Source organism: Paraburkholderia sp. BR10923, assembly GCF_040948765.1.
GTDB lineage: Bacteria > Pseudomonadota > Gammaproteobacteria > Burkholderiales > Burkholderiaceae > Paraburkholderia > Paraburkholderia youngii.
Window position 1 is genome coordinate 92,772 of sequence record NZ_JBFPKO010000013.1, and the last position, 16,285, is coordinate 109,056.

Annotated in this window: 13 protein-coding genes and 1 pseudogene; 5 read left to right on the top strand and 9 right to left on the bottom strand. The window is 62.9% G+C overall.

Translation table 11 applies throughout. The features are described from left to right. Together AB3X94_RS23530 and AB3X94_RS23535 are read left to right on the top strand one after the other, a co-directional pair. Positions 1-1,569 carry a UxaA family hydrolase gene (locus tag AB3X94_RS23530; protein WP_368612871.1) on the top strand — a complete coding sequence of 523 codons (1,569 nt, stop codon included), beginning with the start codon at positions 1-3 and terminating at the stop codon, positions 1,567-1,569. A 128-nt stretch (positions 1,570-1,697) separates the two neighbouring features. Beyond that, positions 1,698-2,231 (top strand): amidohydrolase, encoded by a 534-nt coding sequence (locus tag AB3X94_RS23535; protein ID WP_368612926.1) that lies wholly within the window; start codon positions 1,698-1,700, stop codon positions 2,229-2,231. On the opposite strand, the pseudogene AB3X94_RS23540 reads toward AB3X94_RS23535, so the two are convergent. From AB3X94_RS23540 to AB3X94_RS23560, 5 genes and pseudogenes are all read right to left on the bottom strand, one after another. After that, positions 2,191-2,495, bottom strand: a pseudogene (locus AB3X94_RS23540) (DDE-type integrase/transposase/recombinase); the annotation flags it as partial. The gene AB3X94_RS23535 and the pseudogene AB3X94_RS23540 overlap by 41 nt on opposite strands. Then, entirely contained in the window at positions 2,488-2,817 is a 330-nt protein-coding gene (locus AB3X94_RS23545; protein WP_176110808.1) for an L-rhamnose mutarotase, read from the bottom strand. The pseudogene AB3X94_RS23540 and the gene AB3X94_RS23545, both read right to left, overlap by 8 nt. A gap of 66 nt (positions 2,818-2,883) precedes the next feature. Further along, the gene (locus AB3X94_RS23550) at positions 2,884-3,654 is read right to left on the bottom strand and encodes an ATP-binding cassette domain-containing protein (protein ID WP_368612872.1); all 771 of its coding nucleotides are present in this window, start codon (positions 3,652-3,654) and stop codon (positions 2,884-2,886) included. Positions 3,655-3,658: 4 nt separating this feature from the next. Continuing rightward, a complete protein-coding gene (locus AB3X94_RS23555; RefSeq protein WP_176122185.1) occupies positions 3,659-4,678 on the bottom strand; it encodes a ribose ABC transporter in 1,020 nt (339 codons plus the stop codon). A 64-nt stretch (positions 4,679-4,742) separates the two neighbouring features. After that, complete coding sequence (locus AB3X94_RS23560; RefSeq protein WP_176110811.1) at positions 4,743-5,765, bottom strand: ABC transporter substrate-binding protein; 1,023 nt, start codon at positions 5,763-5,765, stop codon at positions 4,743-4,745. A 287-nt stretch (positions 5,766-6,052) separates the two neighbouring features. On the opposite strand from AB3X94_RS23560, the gene AB3X94_RS23565 reads away from it, so the two are divergent. The 3 genes from AB3X94_RS23565 to AB3X94_RS23575 all read left to right on the top strand — a co-directional run bounded on the left by AB3X94_RS23565 (position 6,053) and on the right by AB3X94_RS23575 (position 9,112). Next, positions 6,053-6,925 carry a phytanoyl-CoA dioxygenase family protein gene (locus AB3X94_RS23565; RefSeq protein WP_368612873.1) on the top strand — a complete coding sequence of 291 codons (873 nt, stop codon included), beginning with the start codon at positions 6,053-6,055 and terminating at the stop codon, positions 6,923-6,925. Positions 6,926-6,931: 6 nt separating this feature from the next. Continuing rightward, positions 6,932-8,113, top strand: coding sequence for a LacI family DNA-binding transcriptional regulator (locus AB3X94_RS23570; RefSeq protein ID WP_368612874.1), 1,182 nt, complete (start codon positions 6,932-6,934; stop codon positions 8,111-8,113). A 132-nt stretch (positions 8,114-8,245) separates the two neighbouring features. Beyond that, positions 8,246-9,112 (top strand): amidohydrolase, encoded by an 867-nt coding sequence (locus tag AB3X94_RS23575; RefSeq protein WP_368612875.1) that lies wholly within the window; start codon positions 8,246-8,248, stop codon positions 9,110-9,112. Between the two features lie 493 nt (positions 9,113-9,605). On the opposite strand, the gene AB3X94_RS23580 is transcribed toward AB3X94_RS23575, so the two are convergent. The 4 genes from AB3X94_RS23580 to hflK (AB3X94_RS23595) all read right to left on the bottom strand — a co-directional run bounded on the left by AB3X94_RS23580 (position 9,606) and on the right by hflK (AB3X94_RS23595) (position 15,624). Beyond that, positions 9,606-11,558, bottom strand: a complete 1,953-nt coding sequence (locus AB3X94_RS23580) for a heavy metal translocating P-type ATPase (protein WP_368612876.1) — start codon at positions 11,556-11,558, stop codon at positions 9,606-9,608. Then, positions 11,555-12,598, bottom strand: coding sequence for a protease modulator HflK (gene hflK, locus AB3X94_RS23585; protein WP_368612877.1), 1,044 nt, complete (start codon positions 12,596-12,598; stop codon positions 11,555-11,557). Before hflK (AB3X94_RS23585) ends, AB3X94_RS23580 begins: the two co-directional genes overlap by 4 nt. Beyond that, entirely contained in the window at positions 12,595-13,635 is a 1,041-nt protein-coding gene (gene hflC / locus AB3X94_RS23590) for a protease modulator HflC (RefSeq protein ID WP_368612878.1), read from the bottom strand. Before hflC ends, hflK (AB3X94_RS23585) begins: the two co-directional genes overlap by 4 nt. A gap of 93 nt (positions 13,636-13,728) precedes the next feature. Next, complete coding sequence (gene hflK, locus AB3X94_RS23595) at positions 13,729-15,624, bottom strand: protease modulator HflK (protein ID WP_368612879.1); 1,896 nt, start codon at positions 15,622-15,624, stop codon at positions 13,729-13,731. Positions 15,625-16,285: the final 661 nt, after the last annotated feature.

Sequence of the window (16,285 nt, forward strand, 5' to 3'; positions counted from 1 at the left end):
ATGAACACGACGACATTCGATACGCTCGAACGCGCGGGTGCGCATACGTCACCGCGCGTCATTCGGCTCAACGCGCTCGACGATGTAGTGATTGCCATCGACCAACTGGTATCCGGTACGGCAATTACGAGTGAAGGTGTGACCGCATCGGGTCTGATCCCGCCCGGGCACAAGATGGCGACCCGCCCGATCGAGACCGGCCAGCCTGTGCGACGCTACGGACAGATCATCGGATTCGCAAGCCAGCCGATCAAGCCCGGCCAGCATGTTCACAGTCACAACCTCACGATGGGCGACTTCACGCGCGACTATGCCTATGCTCACGATGCACGGCCCACGGTCCGCGCGACCGAGCCCGCGTACTTTCAGGGCATTGTGCGCGACGATGGCCGGGTCGCCACCCGCAACTACATCGGTGTATTAACCTCCGTAAACTGTTCGGCCACGGTCGCCCGCGCGATCGCAGATCACTTCCGGCGGGACGTTCATCCTGAAGCGCTCGCTGATTTCCCGCATGTTGATGGCGTTGTCGCACTCACCCACAGTTCGGGCTGTGCCGTCGATTCAGAAGGGGAGGGCCTCAAGATCCTGCAACGTACGCTGGGCGGTTACGCGTGTCATCCGAACTTTGCTGGTGTACTTGTGATCGGGCTTGGCTGCGAGACCAACCAGATTTCGACGCTACTGAAGAGTCAGGGCCTAAAGGACAATGGCCGGCTGCGCAGTTTCACGATTCAGGACACAGGTGGCACGACGCAAACCATCGCGCGCGGCATCGAGCTAATTCGCGAAATGTTGCCAGGGGCGAATGCTGTGCACCGCGAAAGCGTGCCGGCGAGTCATCTGCTGGTCGGTCTGCAATGCGGCGGCTCGGATGGGTATTCCGGCATCTCGGCCAATCCGGTGCTGGGTGTTGCCGTCGACATGTTGGTGGCGCATGGGGGCACCGCAATTCTGTCGGAGACGCCTGAAATTTACGGCGCCGAGCACCTGTTGACTCGACGTGCGGAAACCGTTGAGATCGGGCAAAAGCTCGTCGAGCGCATTCGCTGGTGGGAGGCGCATTGCGCTCGCAGCGGCGCTGCGATGAACAACAACCCGTCGGCCGGCAACAAGGCGGGTGGCCTCACGACGGTGCTCGAGAAGTCGCTGGGCGGCATCGCGAAAGCTGGATCGACGAACCTCGTCGACGTGTACGAATACGCGCAGCCCGTAGACGCTCACGGACTGGTATTCATGGACACGCCGGGCTACGACCCAGTCTCCGCGACGGGCCAGGTGGCCGGCGGCGCCAACCTGATCTGCTTCACGACCGGACGGGGTTCGGCCTATGGTTGCGCACCGTCGCCTTCGATCAAGCTTGCGACCAATACGGCGCTTTGGGAACGTCAGTCCGACGATATGGACTTTAATTGTGGCGAGGTGCTGAGCGGAGCATCGATTACCGAACTTGGTGCGCAGGTGTTCCAAATGATGCTGGAAACCGCGTCCGGCAAGGCGTCGCGCAGCGAAATACACGGCTATGGGCAGCAGGAGTTCGTGCCTTGGCAGATCAGCGTGATCACATAACGTGCTCATGCTGACTAGTCGCTCCGAAATCTTCTCTGGGCGGCTCCTTCGCCGAATTCAATTTCAAGGCAACTTTTCAAACCGGGAAATTTCGTGCCATCGTTTCCGGTTGTCGATTCCATCTACATATTTGGGATCCCGCTGTCCTGCCATACTTTTGGCACAAAGCCGTGCCATCGCTTAATCGTGCCTATCTTCCGAACGACCTGGATGCTGCAAGCGATGCGGGAACCGTGGGAGCGATGATCTTTGTGGAATGCGACGTTGATTCCCCTTACTCGCTTGACGAAATCGCCTGGGTCAACGAGCAGGCCCGACTGGATCCGCGCATTGCTGCCTTTGTCGCACACGCCCCGGTTGAGCAAGGCGCTGGCGTACTAGCGCACATGGAGGAACTGTCAGAATTTGGATGTGTGCGCGGCGTGCGTCGTCTGATTCAGTCGGAAAGCGACCGCAACTTCTGTGCGCGCCGGCAGTTTATCGCCGGGGTGCGTGAACTTGTGCGCTTTGGGTGGACTTTCGACATTTGTATCAGACACTTTCAAATGGAGAGTGCGATCCGGTTGGTCGACGCATGTCCACGCGTCCAATTTGCTCTAGACCATATAGGCAAACCCAATAGATCTTGCGCGGTGCCGGCCTCGAGCGCAGCACACGCTTGAAGAAACGTTTGGGCGCGGCTTTGTCGCGCCGCTTTTGTAGCAAGAGTCGAGTTCTGCGCCATGCTCGTCGACCGCACGCGACAGCAGGTGCGGTGCGCCACGCAGCGCGATGAACATCTCGTCGAGGTGCCATGTGCTACCCGGCTTGCGTCGCGCAGCCTTGACCGGGTGTCGCGCAAGCTCAACTGAAAGCGGGAAATACCAGCGCACAGCGCAACTGTGTCGCGCATGAGTGACTCCGCAGGCCCGGAGCGACCTAGTCAATGTGAAACACGTTATCCATCATTGCCCAATGCTCGCCCTGTTTTCGCGACTCAAGAGGCACTTGACATGGGTCGGTCAATTTCCACCACCTTTGTGTTTCTGGATCGGCCGCAATCGCGGCCATATCCGCCTCGAAGTCTGTCCCGACGTATTCCCAGTATCCGAAAAGAAGATTTTCTGGTTCCTTGAGAAATATCGAGTAATTGGTGACATTGGAACGCTGGAGCCGCTCGACAATCGCAGGCCACGGAGCCGCGTGCAGCGCCTTGTATTCGTCGATCTTCTCGGGCTTGATGTGGATGACCATTCCCATTCGTTGCATTGAGTGTTCTCCGTGTTTCGCTTGCATACGCGAGAGGTATCTGTCCGGTGGGAATTTTGGTCGTGCTTAGGCTGCGGCCTTCGTAGCGGCGTATTCGTCGCCAACCATCATCTTGACTACCGATTCGCCGTCGGTTTCGCTTACCCGCTTTTCTCCCACGGCCTCGCCACGTCGAAGAACGAAGATGCGATCCGACACACTGAAAATGTCGAGCAGATTGTGCGAGATCAGAATGACCGAGACGCCTTTTTTCTTCAGCCCAAGAATCAGTTCCATCACCTTTCGCTGCTCTGGCACACCCAAAGCAGCCGTGGGCTCGTCCATGATCAGCACCCGCGCATTCCAGTAAATTGCGCGTCCGATTGCGATAGCCTGACGCTGGCCGCCAGAGAGCATCTTGACCGGACCGTGGATCTTCTTCTCCGGAATGACGATGTCGAGCTGATCCAGCACCTCGCGCGCGACGCGAGCCATGCGCGGGCGGTCGATGGTGCTGACGCCGAAGCGACGGGTCACCGGCTCACGTCCTAGAAAAATGTTGCTGCCCACATCGAGGTTGTCAGCAAGCGCAAGATCCTGATAGATCGTTTCAATGCCTCTCGCGCGAGCGTCGTGAGGGTCGCGCATGTCGAGAGGTTGACCGTCGAAAAGCACCTCGCCTTCACTCGGTTGATAAACGCCCGATATGATCTTGATTAACGTCGACTTACCTGCACCGTTGTCACCGCACAATGCGACGACCTCGCCGGGGTAGACCTTCATCGACACTTTCTTGAGCGCCTCGACGCCTCCGAAGCGGATTGATACGTTGCGCACTTCAAGTAGCGGTTGGTTCATGATTTTAGACTCCGAGACGTTCCTTGTACTGGTCGATCAGCACCGACACGATGATGACAACGCCAACCGCGATGAACTGCCAGAATGCATCGACGTTAATGAATACCAGACCAAACTCGATCACAGCGATAATCAGGGCGCCGATCAACGTGCCGATCAGGTTGCCGGTACCGCCAAAGAGGCTTGCGCCTCCGATGACGACCGCGGCGATGGAGTTGAGCAGCATGGGTTCGCCAGCCGTGGCCGATCCGGCAGAGAATCGAGCCGTATAGACGATGCCGCCGACTGCAGCGAACGCTGCCGCGAGCATATAGATCACGATCTTGTGCCGACGTACGTTAATCCCTGCTCGGGCGGCAGACTGCTCATTGCCACCGACCGCATAGGTATATTGGCCGAAGCGGGTGCGCGACAGGATGAAGTGCATGACGGCCAGCAGGATCACCGTGACGATGACCGGATTCCACCCGGAGCCCAGCCATTGCAGTCCCGCGTTGTCCACCGACACAGTCATGCCACTGCCTGCAGCGAGAAAACCGGCACCGCGGGCAATACCGTACATCCCGAGCGTCCCGATGAATGCTGGAACACGATATCGCGCAACGAGCGTGCCGTTAATAGCGCCTGGAATGACTGATACAGCAATGGTCAGCGGCACAGAGAGGCCGAGCGCCCACGGTGATGAGCCTCCGAGCAAAGTGAACTGGGCAGCGCACACCGCTGCAAGGCCCATGACGAATCCGACAGACAGATCGATGCCCGCAGTGATGATCACGAACGTCTGACCAATCGCGAGAAGCATCGGTGCGCTTGCCGCAAGTGCTATCGACTGCAGGTTGTAGGCATTGAAAACGAAGGACCTTTGCTGGATTACCTGCGACCAGATTTCAAAGAAGAGGCAGAGCACCGCCAGAAATAGCCAGGGCCAGAAACGGCCAACCAGCGCCTTGTAGTCGATCGTCCTCGGAGCCGGCGATGTGCCAGTCGCTCGTGGCCGACCGGAAAGTGAGGTGGCTTTTTGCATTGCAGTGTCTCCAGATAGCCCTTACCAATCACCGACGGCGGTTTCGAGCCGCCGCCGGCACAAATCAGTTGGAGTAGATGTATTGCTTGACGTCAGCGTTGTCGATGTTCGACTTGTCCATGACGACGAAACCGGTGCTTTTCTCCTTCGGGACCGGCTTGCCCCGGATTGCGTCGACTGCATACTTGACGCCGTAGTAGCCCATGTCGGCTGGGCGCTGGGCGATTGCGTAGTCGACCAGGCCGCTCTTAATATCCTTATCGATGCCCGGTACGGCGTCGAAAACGATTAGCTTAACCTTGCCGCTCTTTCCGGACATGTGGATCGCCTGCGCCACACCTTTGCCGGAAAACGTATTCGTGCCGAATACGCCGGATAGACCCGGCTCACGCGCCATCACACCCGATACATCCGAAACCGCCTTGTTCGCGTCGTCTTCGCTATACAACGTCGGCAGCACCTTGATGTTCGGATACTTTTTCATTTCTTCCTGGAAGCCCTGCACCCGCGCATCGGTGCTCGAGACACCCGGTTTGAGGCTTTCGCAGAAGACGATGCCCTTTTCACCGAGCGCCTTCGCCAGCGTTCGCGCTGCAATACGGCCGCCTTCCTTATTGTCAGACGCTACGAACGAAAGCGGGAAGTCCGCGTTTCCGCTGCCCGTCTGATATCGCCCGGTGCCGATGTAAGTGTCCACAGTGATGACCTTGATTCCCGCATTCTTTGCTTCCGTCAGCGGCTCGATCAGTTGCTGTGCGTCCACGGGAGAAACCAGGATCGCATCGGGACGTTTGGCAATGAATGCCTTGAGGATCGGCACCTGCTCCGTGGTGTTCCAACTTTTCGGAAGCTGGAAAAGCAGCTGGGTGTTGTCCTCCGCTGCCGCCTTCTGGGCACCGCGGTACATCGTGAAATAGAAGGGATCGACCACCCCGGGCAACAGGGCCACAACGGGGTGATCCTTGTCCGCATGCGCCGGAGGTGCGGCTAGCGCCGAGAGCATAAGCGCGCCCATTACTGCACTGATCACACGACGGCATGTACGCACGGGGCGTGTTGTGTACAGCGGCTTCGTCAAGCTGTCCATGTCTGTCTCCTGTCTCTTTCTGGGGTTTGAAAAACCAGTGGTCCCGGTTTCGCGGCAAAACGTTTAGCGAAACGTTTCGTTGAATCTAAAACCTGTTCTGCGCAAAGTCAATCTATCTCGGGTAAACATGAACAGGTCGGATCGATATGTATCATTTGGGCCTTGAACGCGGAAGCGCATAGTGGAAACCCGGATGTATCTATCAATCCCCGTTTGCTATAAATCCGTTCACCGAAACGTTTCGCTAAACGTTTCGCCAGATAACGAAATTGACGGAGACAGGACTCATGTACACGAGACAGGCGATGCATGAACTGGGCATCAACGACGAGTTGGCCAGCGAGCAGCTGAAGGAACTCGAGGAAAAAGGATTTTTCGTCGTCGAAGATGTGCTGAGCCAGGACGAGTGCCGCTCGATGGCCCGCGAGTTTGAGCGGCTCCATGAAGCCGAGCGCCTCACGGGTGGACATGAAGTTCACGTCGAGCCCGGAGCGCGGCGCGTGTCGAACATCTTCAACAAGACGTCAGTGTTCGACAAGTGCCTGGAACTGCAGCCGGTGCTGGCCGCAGCCCACAAGCTGTTGGGGGAGATCAAGGTGCATGGCGCCAATCTCCGCGATCCGGTGAAGGGGTTCGGTCACCAGCAATTGCACGCCGACGTGCCGAAGCACTTCGAAGATGACTGGTGGGTGGTCAATGCCGTCATCCTGTTTGACGACATGACGCTGGAAAACGGCCCGACCCGGGTTGTGCCCGGGTCGCACAGATGGGCACCGATTAACGTGCCTGTTGTTAACCAGGGCGACTGGGAGCCCGGCCCCATTTCCGAAGAAGATCGCAAACGGATTCCCGCCGATCTGGACGCTCCGTATCCGGGTGAGGTCTATCTGACTGGTCGGGCTGGCACCGTCTTCATCATGAACGCGTCGGGCTGGCATAGCGGCACACTCAAAAAGAACGACGCAAACCGCCGGGTACTGCATCTCACGTATACTCGGCGTGACCTCCCGCAGCAGCTCGTCCAGATCGACCATCTCACCCCGGAACTGTACGAGCGCATGTCACCTGCACAGCGGTTCCTGCTCGAAATTGAGCCGCTTCGTACGCCGGACGGCATCTTGCGGCAGCCGAAGCGCGAGCATGCGGGATGGTGGAACTGAACGAATATGAAGCTCGGGGCACAACTGCGTGGCGGGAAAATCATGGCAACAATGAAAGATGTCGCACGTCTAGCGGAAGTAAGTTTGGCGACCGTCTCGGCGGTCCTGTCAGGATCGACCTACGTGAGTCCGGACCTCACGGAGCGCGTGCGCGTCGCTGTCAAGGCGTTGGGTTACGCGCCGAACACAGTCGCGAGCAGTCTGAAAAAGGGCTCCACCAAGCTATTGGGCCTGGTCGTCCCAGACATCACGAACCCATTCTTCACCGAGTTCGTGCATTCGATTCAGAAACGCGCTCACGTCCACGGCTACTCTGTTCTGTTATTCGACAGCGATCGGGATCTTGAACAGGAGCATGCGTATCTCCGCATGCTCCGCGCCCATCTGGCCGTCGGCACGATCCTCTGTGCATCGGCACCGGAAGAAGCCTACGACAAGATTCGTTCGGAGATCGGCATCATGCCTGTTGTAGCGGTCGACCACGTGGTCTGCCCCAACGAGTGGGATTCGGTTGCTCTCGATAACGTTGCCGCAGCACGCCTTGCAGTACAGCACATTCTGGAATTTGGCCATCGGCGCGTCGCAATCATCTCCGGTCCGCAGAACCTGCTGCCTGGTCGTGATCGCTTGCGCGGCTTCGCCCAGGGGATCGCGGCCGCGAATCTGCCGGTCAATCCCGACTACGTAAGACAGGGCGCGTTTGGTGAGCACGACGCCTATACCGCAGCGCTTGAGCTAATGGATCTCGCGGAGCCGCCGTCAGCCATCTTCGTGGCCAATAACCAGATGCTGATTGGCACGATGCGGGCATTGGCGGAAAGGCGTTTCGCGTGTCCTGCGGACGTATCAGTCACCGCGATCGACGATTTTCCATGGGCGAACGCTTTCTCTCCCGCACTGACCACAGTGCGGCAGCCGGTTGACGCGATGGCCGAAGCGGCGCTCAACATGCTGCTCGAGCGCATCAGGGGGGACGAGCGAAGCCCTCGGCATATGGTCTTTCCGCCGGAACTGATCGTGCGTCAATCGTGCAGCAGTCCGGCGGCGGGCGGCAAGACGGAAAGCCAGCGAGCCGGCCGGAATGCAAGCGTGACGGCACGCAACAGTTCCGACAAAAAGTCGCGCGTGAAGAAGACGGATATAGCAGGAACGGAAGAAAACATCGATGTTCCGACGGCTGCCCGCTGACTGGCATACATATTCATGCCTGGCACTCCAGTCAAAGCTGACGGCTGACTTTGATCTGCGTATTACATATGCGATACAACGTCATCACTAACTCTCCAGTCAATCGATGCACTAATTGGGAGAAGGACGGTCATGAAGGTTGATGCACATCAGCACTTCTGGACGACTGCGCGAAGCGACTATGGCTGGCTCACCCCTGATCTCGCTCCACTATGGCGAGACTTTTTGCCATCGGACCTTGCGCCACTTGCGCAGGCGGCGGGCGTTGACAAGACCATTGTCGTGCAGGCCGCACCGACGATGAATGAGACGCTGTATCTGCTGGAGCTGGTCGCGGACGATCCACTCGTTGGAGGTGTCGTGGGCTGGGTTCCAATGCTTGACCCCGACGCACCGACCCTCATCGAGAGGCTGGCTCGTGAGCCGAAGTTCAAGGGTGTCAGACCCATGCTGCAGGATCTGCCCGACGACGACTGGATTGCAAATCCTGAATTAGATCCGGCTGTTGCCGCGATAGTCAGGCACGACCTGGCGTTCGATGCGCTGGTTTACGTGCGTCATCTACCATATCTCGCCAGGTTTGCAGCTCGACATGCCGAATTGCGGATTGTGATCGATCACGTCGCCAAGCCTCGTCTGCCCAACGGTCAGGGAAGTGTGCGAACAACCACGGGCGTACGTGTAGGGGAAGACTGGGTTGAGTGGGCTCGCTGGATGGGCGAATTCGCCGAGATGAACAACGTGGTGTGCAAGCTCTCCGGCATGGTGACGGAGGCAGCTCCGGGTTATGCCGACGATGCGTTCTCGCCATATTTCGCTTTTCTGCTCTCGCGATTTGGCGCTCAGCGCCTGATGTGGGGGAGCGACTGGCCGGTCCTGAATCTGAACGGCGATTACGCGTCGTGGCACGCATGCGTCGAACGACTGTCCTCCAGTCTCGCCAAGGAAGACCGGGCGGCGATCTTTGGAGAAACAGCCCGCTCATTTTACCGGCTGTGAGATCACGCCCGCGCGCTGGTGAGACTGGGATCAAGCGGGCAGCGTGTTTGATATCCGCAGCCCGTCGGTCAAGGATCATCAGCACTTGCCTTGCGTCCAGCGCGGCGAATCGATTGCGCGACAATTAGGCTGGAGTGACATCTTCCCGTGAGGCAACACGCAGATCCAGTCCGATAGTCGCTCTCTTCATGATGAACGCTCCTTTGCCGTGGACGTCACGACTTCTCCACTCTGGCATCAACGCGCGCTAGGTGGCGGGAGTCGTCCATCACATCAGAGCCTCTGACGCTAGAAGAGCGGCTTTCGAGCGACAACCGGCAGGCTATCGGTGAGAAGTGTCCGTTATCGCCGCCATGCAAGCCCAGCTGACCCGATCGAGAGCCCGACGGGCTGGATATGTCCCTCCGATCATGCGCGCGGCTCTTCAAACTATTCAGACCCGACTGAGTAGCTGGCGCGACCGTTAAATGGCGTGGCTGGTCCTGGACAGAAGCTAAGGAGCGAACGCCGAGCTAGGGGAGTCGTCGATCCGCAGCAGACGGCCCGCGTTGGCGATCACGATGAACGTGCCGACGTTGTGCAGGATCGCGGCCCACACTGCGCCGAGCATGCCGGTCGCGGCGAGCGCGATCACCGCGAGCGTCCACGCGAGGCCGATCGCCGCATTGGTCGTCGCCGTGCGCCGGCATTGCCGGCCGAGGCGGATGCAGGTCGGAATCCGCCGCAGATCGTCGCCCAGCAGCACGATGTCGGCCGACGCGATCGCAATGTCGACGCCGCGCTCGCCCATCGCGATGCTCGTCGAGCCGGCCTTGATCGCCAGCACGTCGTTCAGCCCGTCGCCGACGACGAGCGGATGCAGGCCCGCGCCGATCTCGCGCATCACGTAGTCGAGCTTGTCGTGCGGCAGCGCCTGCGCGACCACCGTCTCGATACCCGTCTCGGCCGCGACTTTGCTGGCGACGCGCTCGAGGTCGCCCGTCAGCAGCGTTTGCCGCGCGAGGCCCAGCGTCCGCAGCTCGGCGAGCGCTTCGCGCGCGTCGGGCCGCAGCGTGTCGGCAAAACCGAACCACGCGAGCAGCCGCCCGCCGAGCACGAGTCCGACGAGCGGCCCGTCGAAACCATCAGGGGCCGGCGGCAAGTCACCGGCATGGTCGGCCAGCAGCGTGGGCCGGCCGAGTACCGCCGTGCCGGCCGGCGTGTCGGCGACGACGCCGAGCCCGCGCAATTCCCGCGTGCGTTCGAACGGCGCAACAGCGGCGCCCGTGAGGCCGGACGCGGCGGCATCACGGACGAGCGCGCGGCTCGCCGGATGCGCGCTGCTTTCGCCGAGCCGCGCGGCCAGCGCACGCGCCTGCGCGGCGTCGACACCGGGCTGCAGCCACACCTGCCGGACCTGCAATTCCCCGCGGGTGAGCGTGCCCGTCTTGTCGATCACGAGCGAATCGACCTCGGCGATCTTGTCGAGGAACGCGGCATTGCGAAACAGGATGCCGTGCCGCGCGCCGACCGCGATCCCGGCAATGGCCGTGGAGGGCGCGGCGAGCACCAGCGCGCACGGGCACGCGGCCACGATGACCGCGAGCATCGCCGATGCATTCGCGGACGTGAACCAGACGATCGCCGCGATCAGCAGGACGAGCGCGAGATACACGCCCATGTGCCGCTCGAGGACCTGTGTGACGGGCGGTTTCGCCTGCTCCGCATGCTGCATCAGCGCGATGATCTTGCCGAGCGTCGAATCCTTGCCGGTGTGAGTGACTTCGATGCGGAGCACGCCGTCGAGATTCAGTGCGCCGCCATAAACGGCGCTGCCCGCATCGATGTCGTGCGGCACGGATTCGCCGGTGATCGGCCCGTTGTCGACGCTCGACGTGCCCGCCATCACGATGCCGTCGACCGGAATGCGGGCGCCGGCCACCACTTCGATGCGGTCGCCCGCGCGCAACGCGTCGTACGCGACTTCGACCACGCTGCCGTCGGCGCCGATGCGGCGCACACGGCCGGCCGTCAGCCGGCCGAGCGCGCGGATGGCTTCCTGCGAGCCCAGCACGCTGCGCTCTTCGAGCGCATGGCCGAACGTCATCACGATCGGCAGCAGCGCGGCCGTCGTCATGTCGCCGATCGCCCATGCGGCCAGCATCGCGAGCGCGATCAGGCGATCGGTCACGCCGTGCAGGCTCGGCGCACGCAGGCTGTGCCACGCACTCGCGAACACCGGCCCCGCGACGATCAGCGATGCGAGCGCGGCGAGGAGTTGCGCGAGCGTTTCCCCGCCGCCCCACAGCATGCGCGACGCGAACGACAGCACGAGCAGGCCGCCCGCGAGCAGCGCCAGCGCGATCTGCCCCGTGATCGTGCGGCGCTCGTCGGAGGACAGCGCGTAGGCCGTCGTACCTGCGGGAGCGGCGTCCGGCTGCGTGGCCGGTTCGGCGAGCGAATTCATCGGGCGTTTCCGGGCAGGATCAGGTTCGAGGTGTCGTGCGGATCGATCGTCGTCACGCGCCCGGCTTTCGACAGCACGCGCTGCACGCGATCGCGATACAACCGTGCCAGCAGCCCCGGATCGCCCTTCTCGCGGAGCGTTGCAGCGAGTTGCCGGATTTCAAGCGTGTCGGTCTGCGCGGTCGCGACGCGTTCGGCCGCGCGGGCCTGCGCGTCCTGCACGATCCGGTCGGCATCCTGCTGTGCGTCCTGGCGCCGCTGTTCGGCGGCGGTGCGTGCTTCGGCGATGGTGCGCTCGGCGACCTGCAGCGACGTCAGCACCGCGTTGAACGCGTCGGCCGCCGCGCCGGGAAACGCGGGCTGCACGTCGACGCGCGCAACTTCGACGCCGAGCCCCGCGTGCGCCGCGTCGAGTGCGCGCAGGTGCCGCGCGATCGCGTCGGCGAGATCGCCGCGCAACCGTTCGCGACGCGCGGCCATCTGCCGGTCGGCGGCCAGTTGCTCGGGCCGCGCGACCAGAATCGCGTCGAGATCGCGGGTCGCCGCGACCTCGACGGCCGACGCGGACACGATCCGCTCGAGCGCCGCATCGAGACGGTCCTGCTGCAGCACATACGCGTACGGATCGCTGACCCGGTAATAGAGCACCGCGCTCAACGCGACCGCGCCGCCGTCGCCGGTCAGCACGTAGCCTGAACCGGCCAACGCGTCGGGCAATCGGGCGACACCCTGCGCGGATGGCGCGAGCGCCCGCGGATCGCGGTCGAGCGAGCGGATCCGCTGCTCGAGCACACGCGCGGCGCCCGGTACGAGCAGGACCGATTCGAACGGCTGCGGCCACGCGATCACGAGCCCGGCGTCCTGGGTGCGCACGAGCGCGCCGAAACGCATTACGACCGCGCGGCTGTCCGCCGGAATCCGCCGGATGTTCGAGCCGGCCCATGTGCCTGCGGCGAGCACCGCGAGCGCGGCGATGAACCAGAACGACAGGCGCACGGCCTGCGCGCCCGGCCCGAGCGGCGGTGCGGACGGCTCGCTCATCGCGCGGCCTTGTGCGCTTTGGGTGCCGGCGGCGCCTGCCCCGACCCGTCGGTCGGGCCCTGCACGAGCACGCGGAACGGCGCGGCGTCGGTGCGCAGGATCAGGTTCGTATTGGTGCCGACCACCGCGTTCAGCGTGTCGAGCGAACGCAGCATCGTGTACAGGTGCGGGTTGCCCGCATAGCTCTTGCCGTAGATGTCGGCCGCGTCCTTGCGCGACTGCGCTTCGATGCCGGCCGCTTTCACGTTCGCATCGGCCAGCGCGATGCGCGCGTCGCGCTCGGCGTCCGAGCGGATCTGAGCGGCCTCGCGATTGCCGTCCGCGGTACGCTGCGCGGCGACGGTCTCGCGTTCGGCGCTCATCCGGTCGACCGTCGCGGCAAGCGTGGCGGCCGGCAGCGTGAGCCGTTCGAGCCCGACCTGGGCAACGCGCACCCCGTAAGCCGCATAAAGCTGCGCGTCGATCTGCCGGCGCAGTGCATCTTCGAATTCACCGAGCTTCACCTGGGCCGGATCGGTGTTCACGAGCGACGCCAGATCGTATCCGGCGGACGTCGTTTGCAGCGCGGAGCCGACGAGCGAGCGGATCTGCCGCGCCGCTTCGTCCGGCTCGTTGCCGACTGCGCGCATGAAGCGCCCGATGTCGCGCGCATCGGCTGGCACGCGCCACGCGACGTAGGCCTCGACGATGATGCGTAGCCCGTCGCGGGTACCGACGTCCTGCAGGCCGCTCGACGTGGTGTGCAGGCGCAGGTCGACGGGCGTCACCGCATCGATCGGCGCAGGCAGGCGCCACGCGAGCCCGGGTTCGAGCAGCACCCGCACGGGCCGCCCGAAGCGCGTGACGACCGATGCCTCGCCGGCGCGCACCTGCACCAAACTCGCAACCGCGAGCGCGACCAGCACACACAGCAGCGCGATGGCGACGCGCAGGCGGAACGCGCCGGGCGGCTGCGATGCGCCGTGATGCACGTGGTGGTGGCCGTGGCCATGGCCGTGGTGCGCATGATCATGCGCGTGCGAATGAAACAGACTCACGATGTCGCCCCGGGTGCGGCGTCGTCCGCGTGCGGGGCGGCGGCACGGCCTGCCGCCGTGTTGCGCCGCCCGTGCGGATATCGCCGCGACATTTCAATGGATGCCGGCCAGATCGCCGGCAGGAGTATTGCGAAGATCGACGGTCGCCCGCGTGCCGTCGGCAAGCCGGTCGTCGATGACCGTCATGCGCGGGTTGCGCAGGCCGCGTTGCAGCCGGTCGAGGTAATACTCGAACGGAAACGCGGGGCCGCCGAGCCGATACGCGACCAGATCGGCGTCGAAATCGATCTGCTGCACGCGCGCCGACGACACCATATCGCCAGCCTGCGCTTCGGCCTGCGCGACCCGTTCGAGCCCCTGCTGCTGCGCGTTGCCGAGCAGGCCGGCCGCGAAGCCGCGTGCCTGCGCCACGCTGCCCTGCGCGCGAATCTGCGCGGCCTGAACGTCGTGGAAAGCAGCGGCCGCACCGGTCGGCGGATGCACGCTCTCGATCACGACCGCGATCACGTCGACGCCGCTTTGCAGCCGGTCGATCTGTTGCTGGATCGCGCGCTTCAACTGATCGGCCATCGCGGCCTGATTTGTTTCCAGCAGCGATTCGAGCGTATGCGACGCGAGGTAGTGCACGAGTTCGCGATTGGCGCTCGTGCGCACCGTGCTTTCCGGGTCGATCGTGCGATAGAGCGCCGCGCGCGCGTCGGCATCGGTCAGCCCGAGCCGGTAGTCGACCCGGACGTCGGCGTTGACGATCTGGAAGTTCTGGCGGTCGCCGTTCGCGCCGGCGATTACCTGGGTGGTTTCCCACGGATGCGGCACATCCCACAGACGGTCGAGGCGTTCGGGCGTCGGGCCATCGGCTGGCACGGACGTCGTATCGGCGCTACCGTCATTCGCGCTACCCGCGATCGCGACCTGGTGCACCGCGCCGTTGTCGACGATGCGCGCGCGCCCGAACGGCCAGGGCAAACCGACGTGCAGGCCCGGCTGCCAGACCGCGACCGGCGCGCCGAACCGTTCATATACCGCGCGCTGCTCCGGGTTCAGCACGACGACGGCGGTGAGCAGCCACGCGCACGCAACGGTGGCGGCCAGCGCGCCGGGCAGCAGCCGCACGAAGCTGCGCCAGCCCCAGCTCTGCCGCAGATCGACGCCGTACCGATGGCGCAGTTCGGCGCCGAGTGACGCGAATGGCGACGGGCGCCGGCTCAGCAGCCCGGCGATCGCGCTGGTTGGCACGACGGCGCCGCGCGGCACCGCAAACCACGACAGCACGCCGCGCAGGGCCAGTTCGGCGGCGACGGCTGCATTGAGCAGCGCGACCGCCTGCACGAGCCAGTCGGCCGTGAGGTGCCGGAATGCGAACCATGCGGCGGCCAGCGCACCCGCGAGCGCGGTGACGAGCGCGACACGCAACACCCGGGTGAGCGACGCGGATACCGCCGAACCGCTGGCGGCCGCCGCATGATGGCGTTCGGCGACCAGTGTAAGAAAGGCGAGGACGATGCAGGCCGCACCGGCCGCGAGCGTGGGTTCGGGCGCAGCCATTGCGCGAACCAGCATCGCGGGTGACGGCGGCTGCCACGCGAGCGCGGCAAGCGCGACGGAGAACGCACCGCCGGCGGTGACGGCCCACGGCCGCCAGTCGATCGCGGCGGCGATCGCCGGCCACGGATTGTCGACTTGCTGCGCCTCCTGCTTGCGGCTGAATGCGCTGCGCAGCCAGTTCTTGAGCAGGCCGGCCGCCGAGCCCTGCGGCGGATGGCGGCGTGCACGATCGGCGAGCAGCACGCCGATCGCGACGACGAGCACGTTGCACCATGCGCTGGCGAGCGGCGCGCACCAGCGCTGGTCTACGGGCAGGAAGTAGACGGCGCTCAGCGTGGCGAGCGCTGCGACCAGCAACGCGGCGGCCCTTGCGACCGGCGCGAACGCGTCGCGGCCGGCCGGGCTGCAGGGAGTGTCGTCGTTGCCTTCCGCCTGTTGCCCCATCGGAGCTTCCTTACGTACGAGTTACAGAGTGCGCAGGAGTCCGTGCGGAATGCTGCGAGCGGCAATGTAGCGCGACGGATGATGAAACTCAAGGTGAGCAACGCGGGTGGAGGTATCCGCGCTTACCGGGAGAAATTCGTGATGGAGAATGTTGAGCCAATCGCGGCAAGGCTTTGCGGGCAGGCAGGTATAGATTGATGAGGAATTGTGAATTTCACTATTAATCTAGATTTTTAAAGATGACTTTAAACCGCTTGATGAAAATGAGAAGTGCGATTACCTGGCAGCGTCAGTTTGGAACAACGTTGTCAGCGACTTCGCAACATCGTCGTAACAGTCACCCGTTGCCGGACCGATCGCGCGCTTGATGCTTTGTCCCTTGCGTCAGACGCCGCACTCCTGCTATCGGTTCTGCGGATCAAGCCCGGTGGAATTCCTTTGCCGACTTCCTTTCATCGCGAAAGAAAACTTAAAGAAATTCTTGGCTTGAACAATTGATCTGAAGAATGCTGCGGCATTGCCGTTAACCCTTATGTGAGGTTCTGGCAGGGTCCCGGTCGTCCAGACCGGCGCTGCTTGTCAGACGTCAATCGCAAGTAGGGATGAGGTGCATCTGCTCGCAACTCGGGGCGCACTTGCGGTTCCATTGTTGTCCTGAGAA

Bases quoted from the DNA above. Each gene is read 5' to 3' on its own strand.
- AB3X94_RS23575 (WP_368612875.1), top strand. From the start codon at position 8,246: ATGAAGGTTGATGCACATCAGCACTTCTGGACGACTGCGCGAAGCGAC.
- AB3X94_RS23555 (WP_176122185.1), bottom strand. From the start codon at position 4,678: ATGCAAAAAGCCACCTCACTTTCCGGTCGGCCACGAGCGACTGGCACA.
- AB3X94_RS23580 (WP_368612876.1), bottom strand. From the start codon at position 11,558: ATGAATTCGCTCGCCGAACCGGCCACGCAGCCGGACGCCGCTCCCGCA.
- AB3X94_RS23560 (WP_176110811.1), bottom strand. From the start codon at position 5,765: ATGGACAGCTTGACGAAGCCGCTGTACACAACACGCCCCGTGCGTACA.
- hflK (WP_368612879.1), bottom strand. From the start codon at position 15,624: ATGGGGCAACAGGCGGAAGGCAACGACGACACTCCCTGCAGCCCGGCC.
- AB3X94_RS23565 (WP_368612873.1), top strand. From the start codon at position 6,053: ATGTACACGAGACAGGCGATGCATGAACTGGGCATCAACGACGAGTTG.
- AB3X94_RS23545 (WP_176110808.1), bottom strand. From the start codon at position 2,817: ATGCAACGAATGGGAATGGTCATCCACATCAAGCCCGAGAAGATCGAC.
- AB3X94_RS23570 (WP_368612874.1), top strand. From the start codon at position 6,932: ATGAAGCTCGGGGCACAACTGCGTGGCGGGAAAATCATGGCAACAATG.
- AB3X94_RS23550 (WP_368612872.1), bottom strand. From the start codon at position 3,654: ATGAACCAACCGCTACTTGAAGTGCGCAACGTATCAATCCGCTTCGGA.
- AB3X94_RS23530 (WP_368612871.1), top strand. From the start codon at position 1: ATGAACACGACGACATTCGATACGCTCGAACGCGCGGGTGCGCATACG.
- hflK (WP_368612877.1), bottom strand. From the start codon at position 12,598: ATGAGCGAGCCGTCCGCACCGCCGCTCGGGCCGGGCGCGCAGGCCGTG.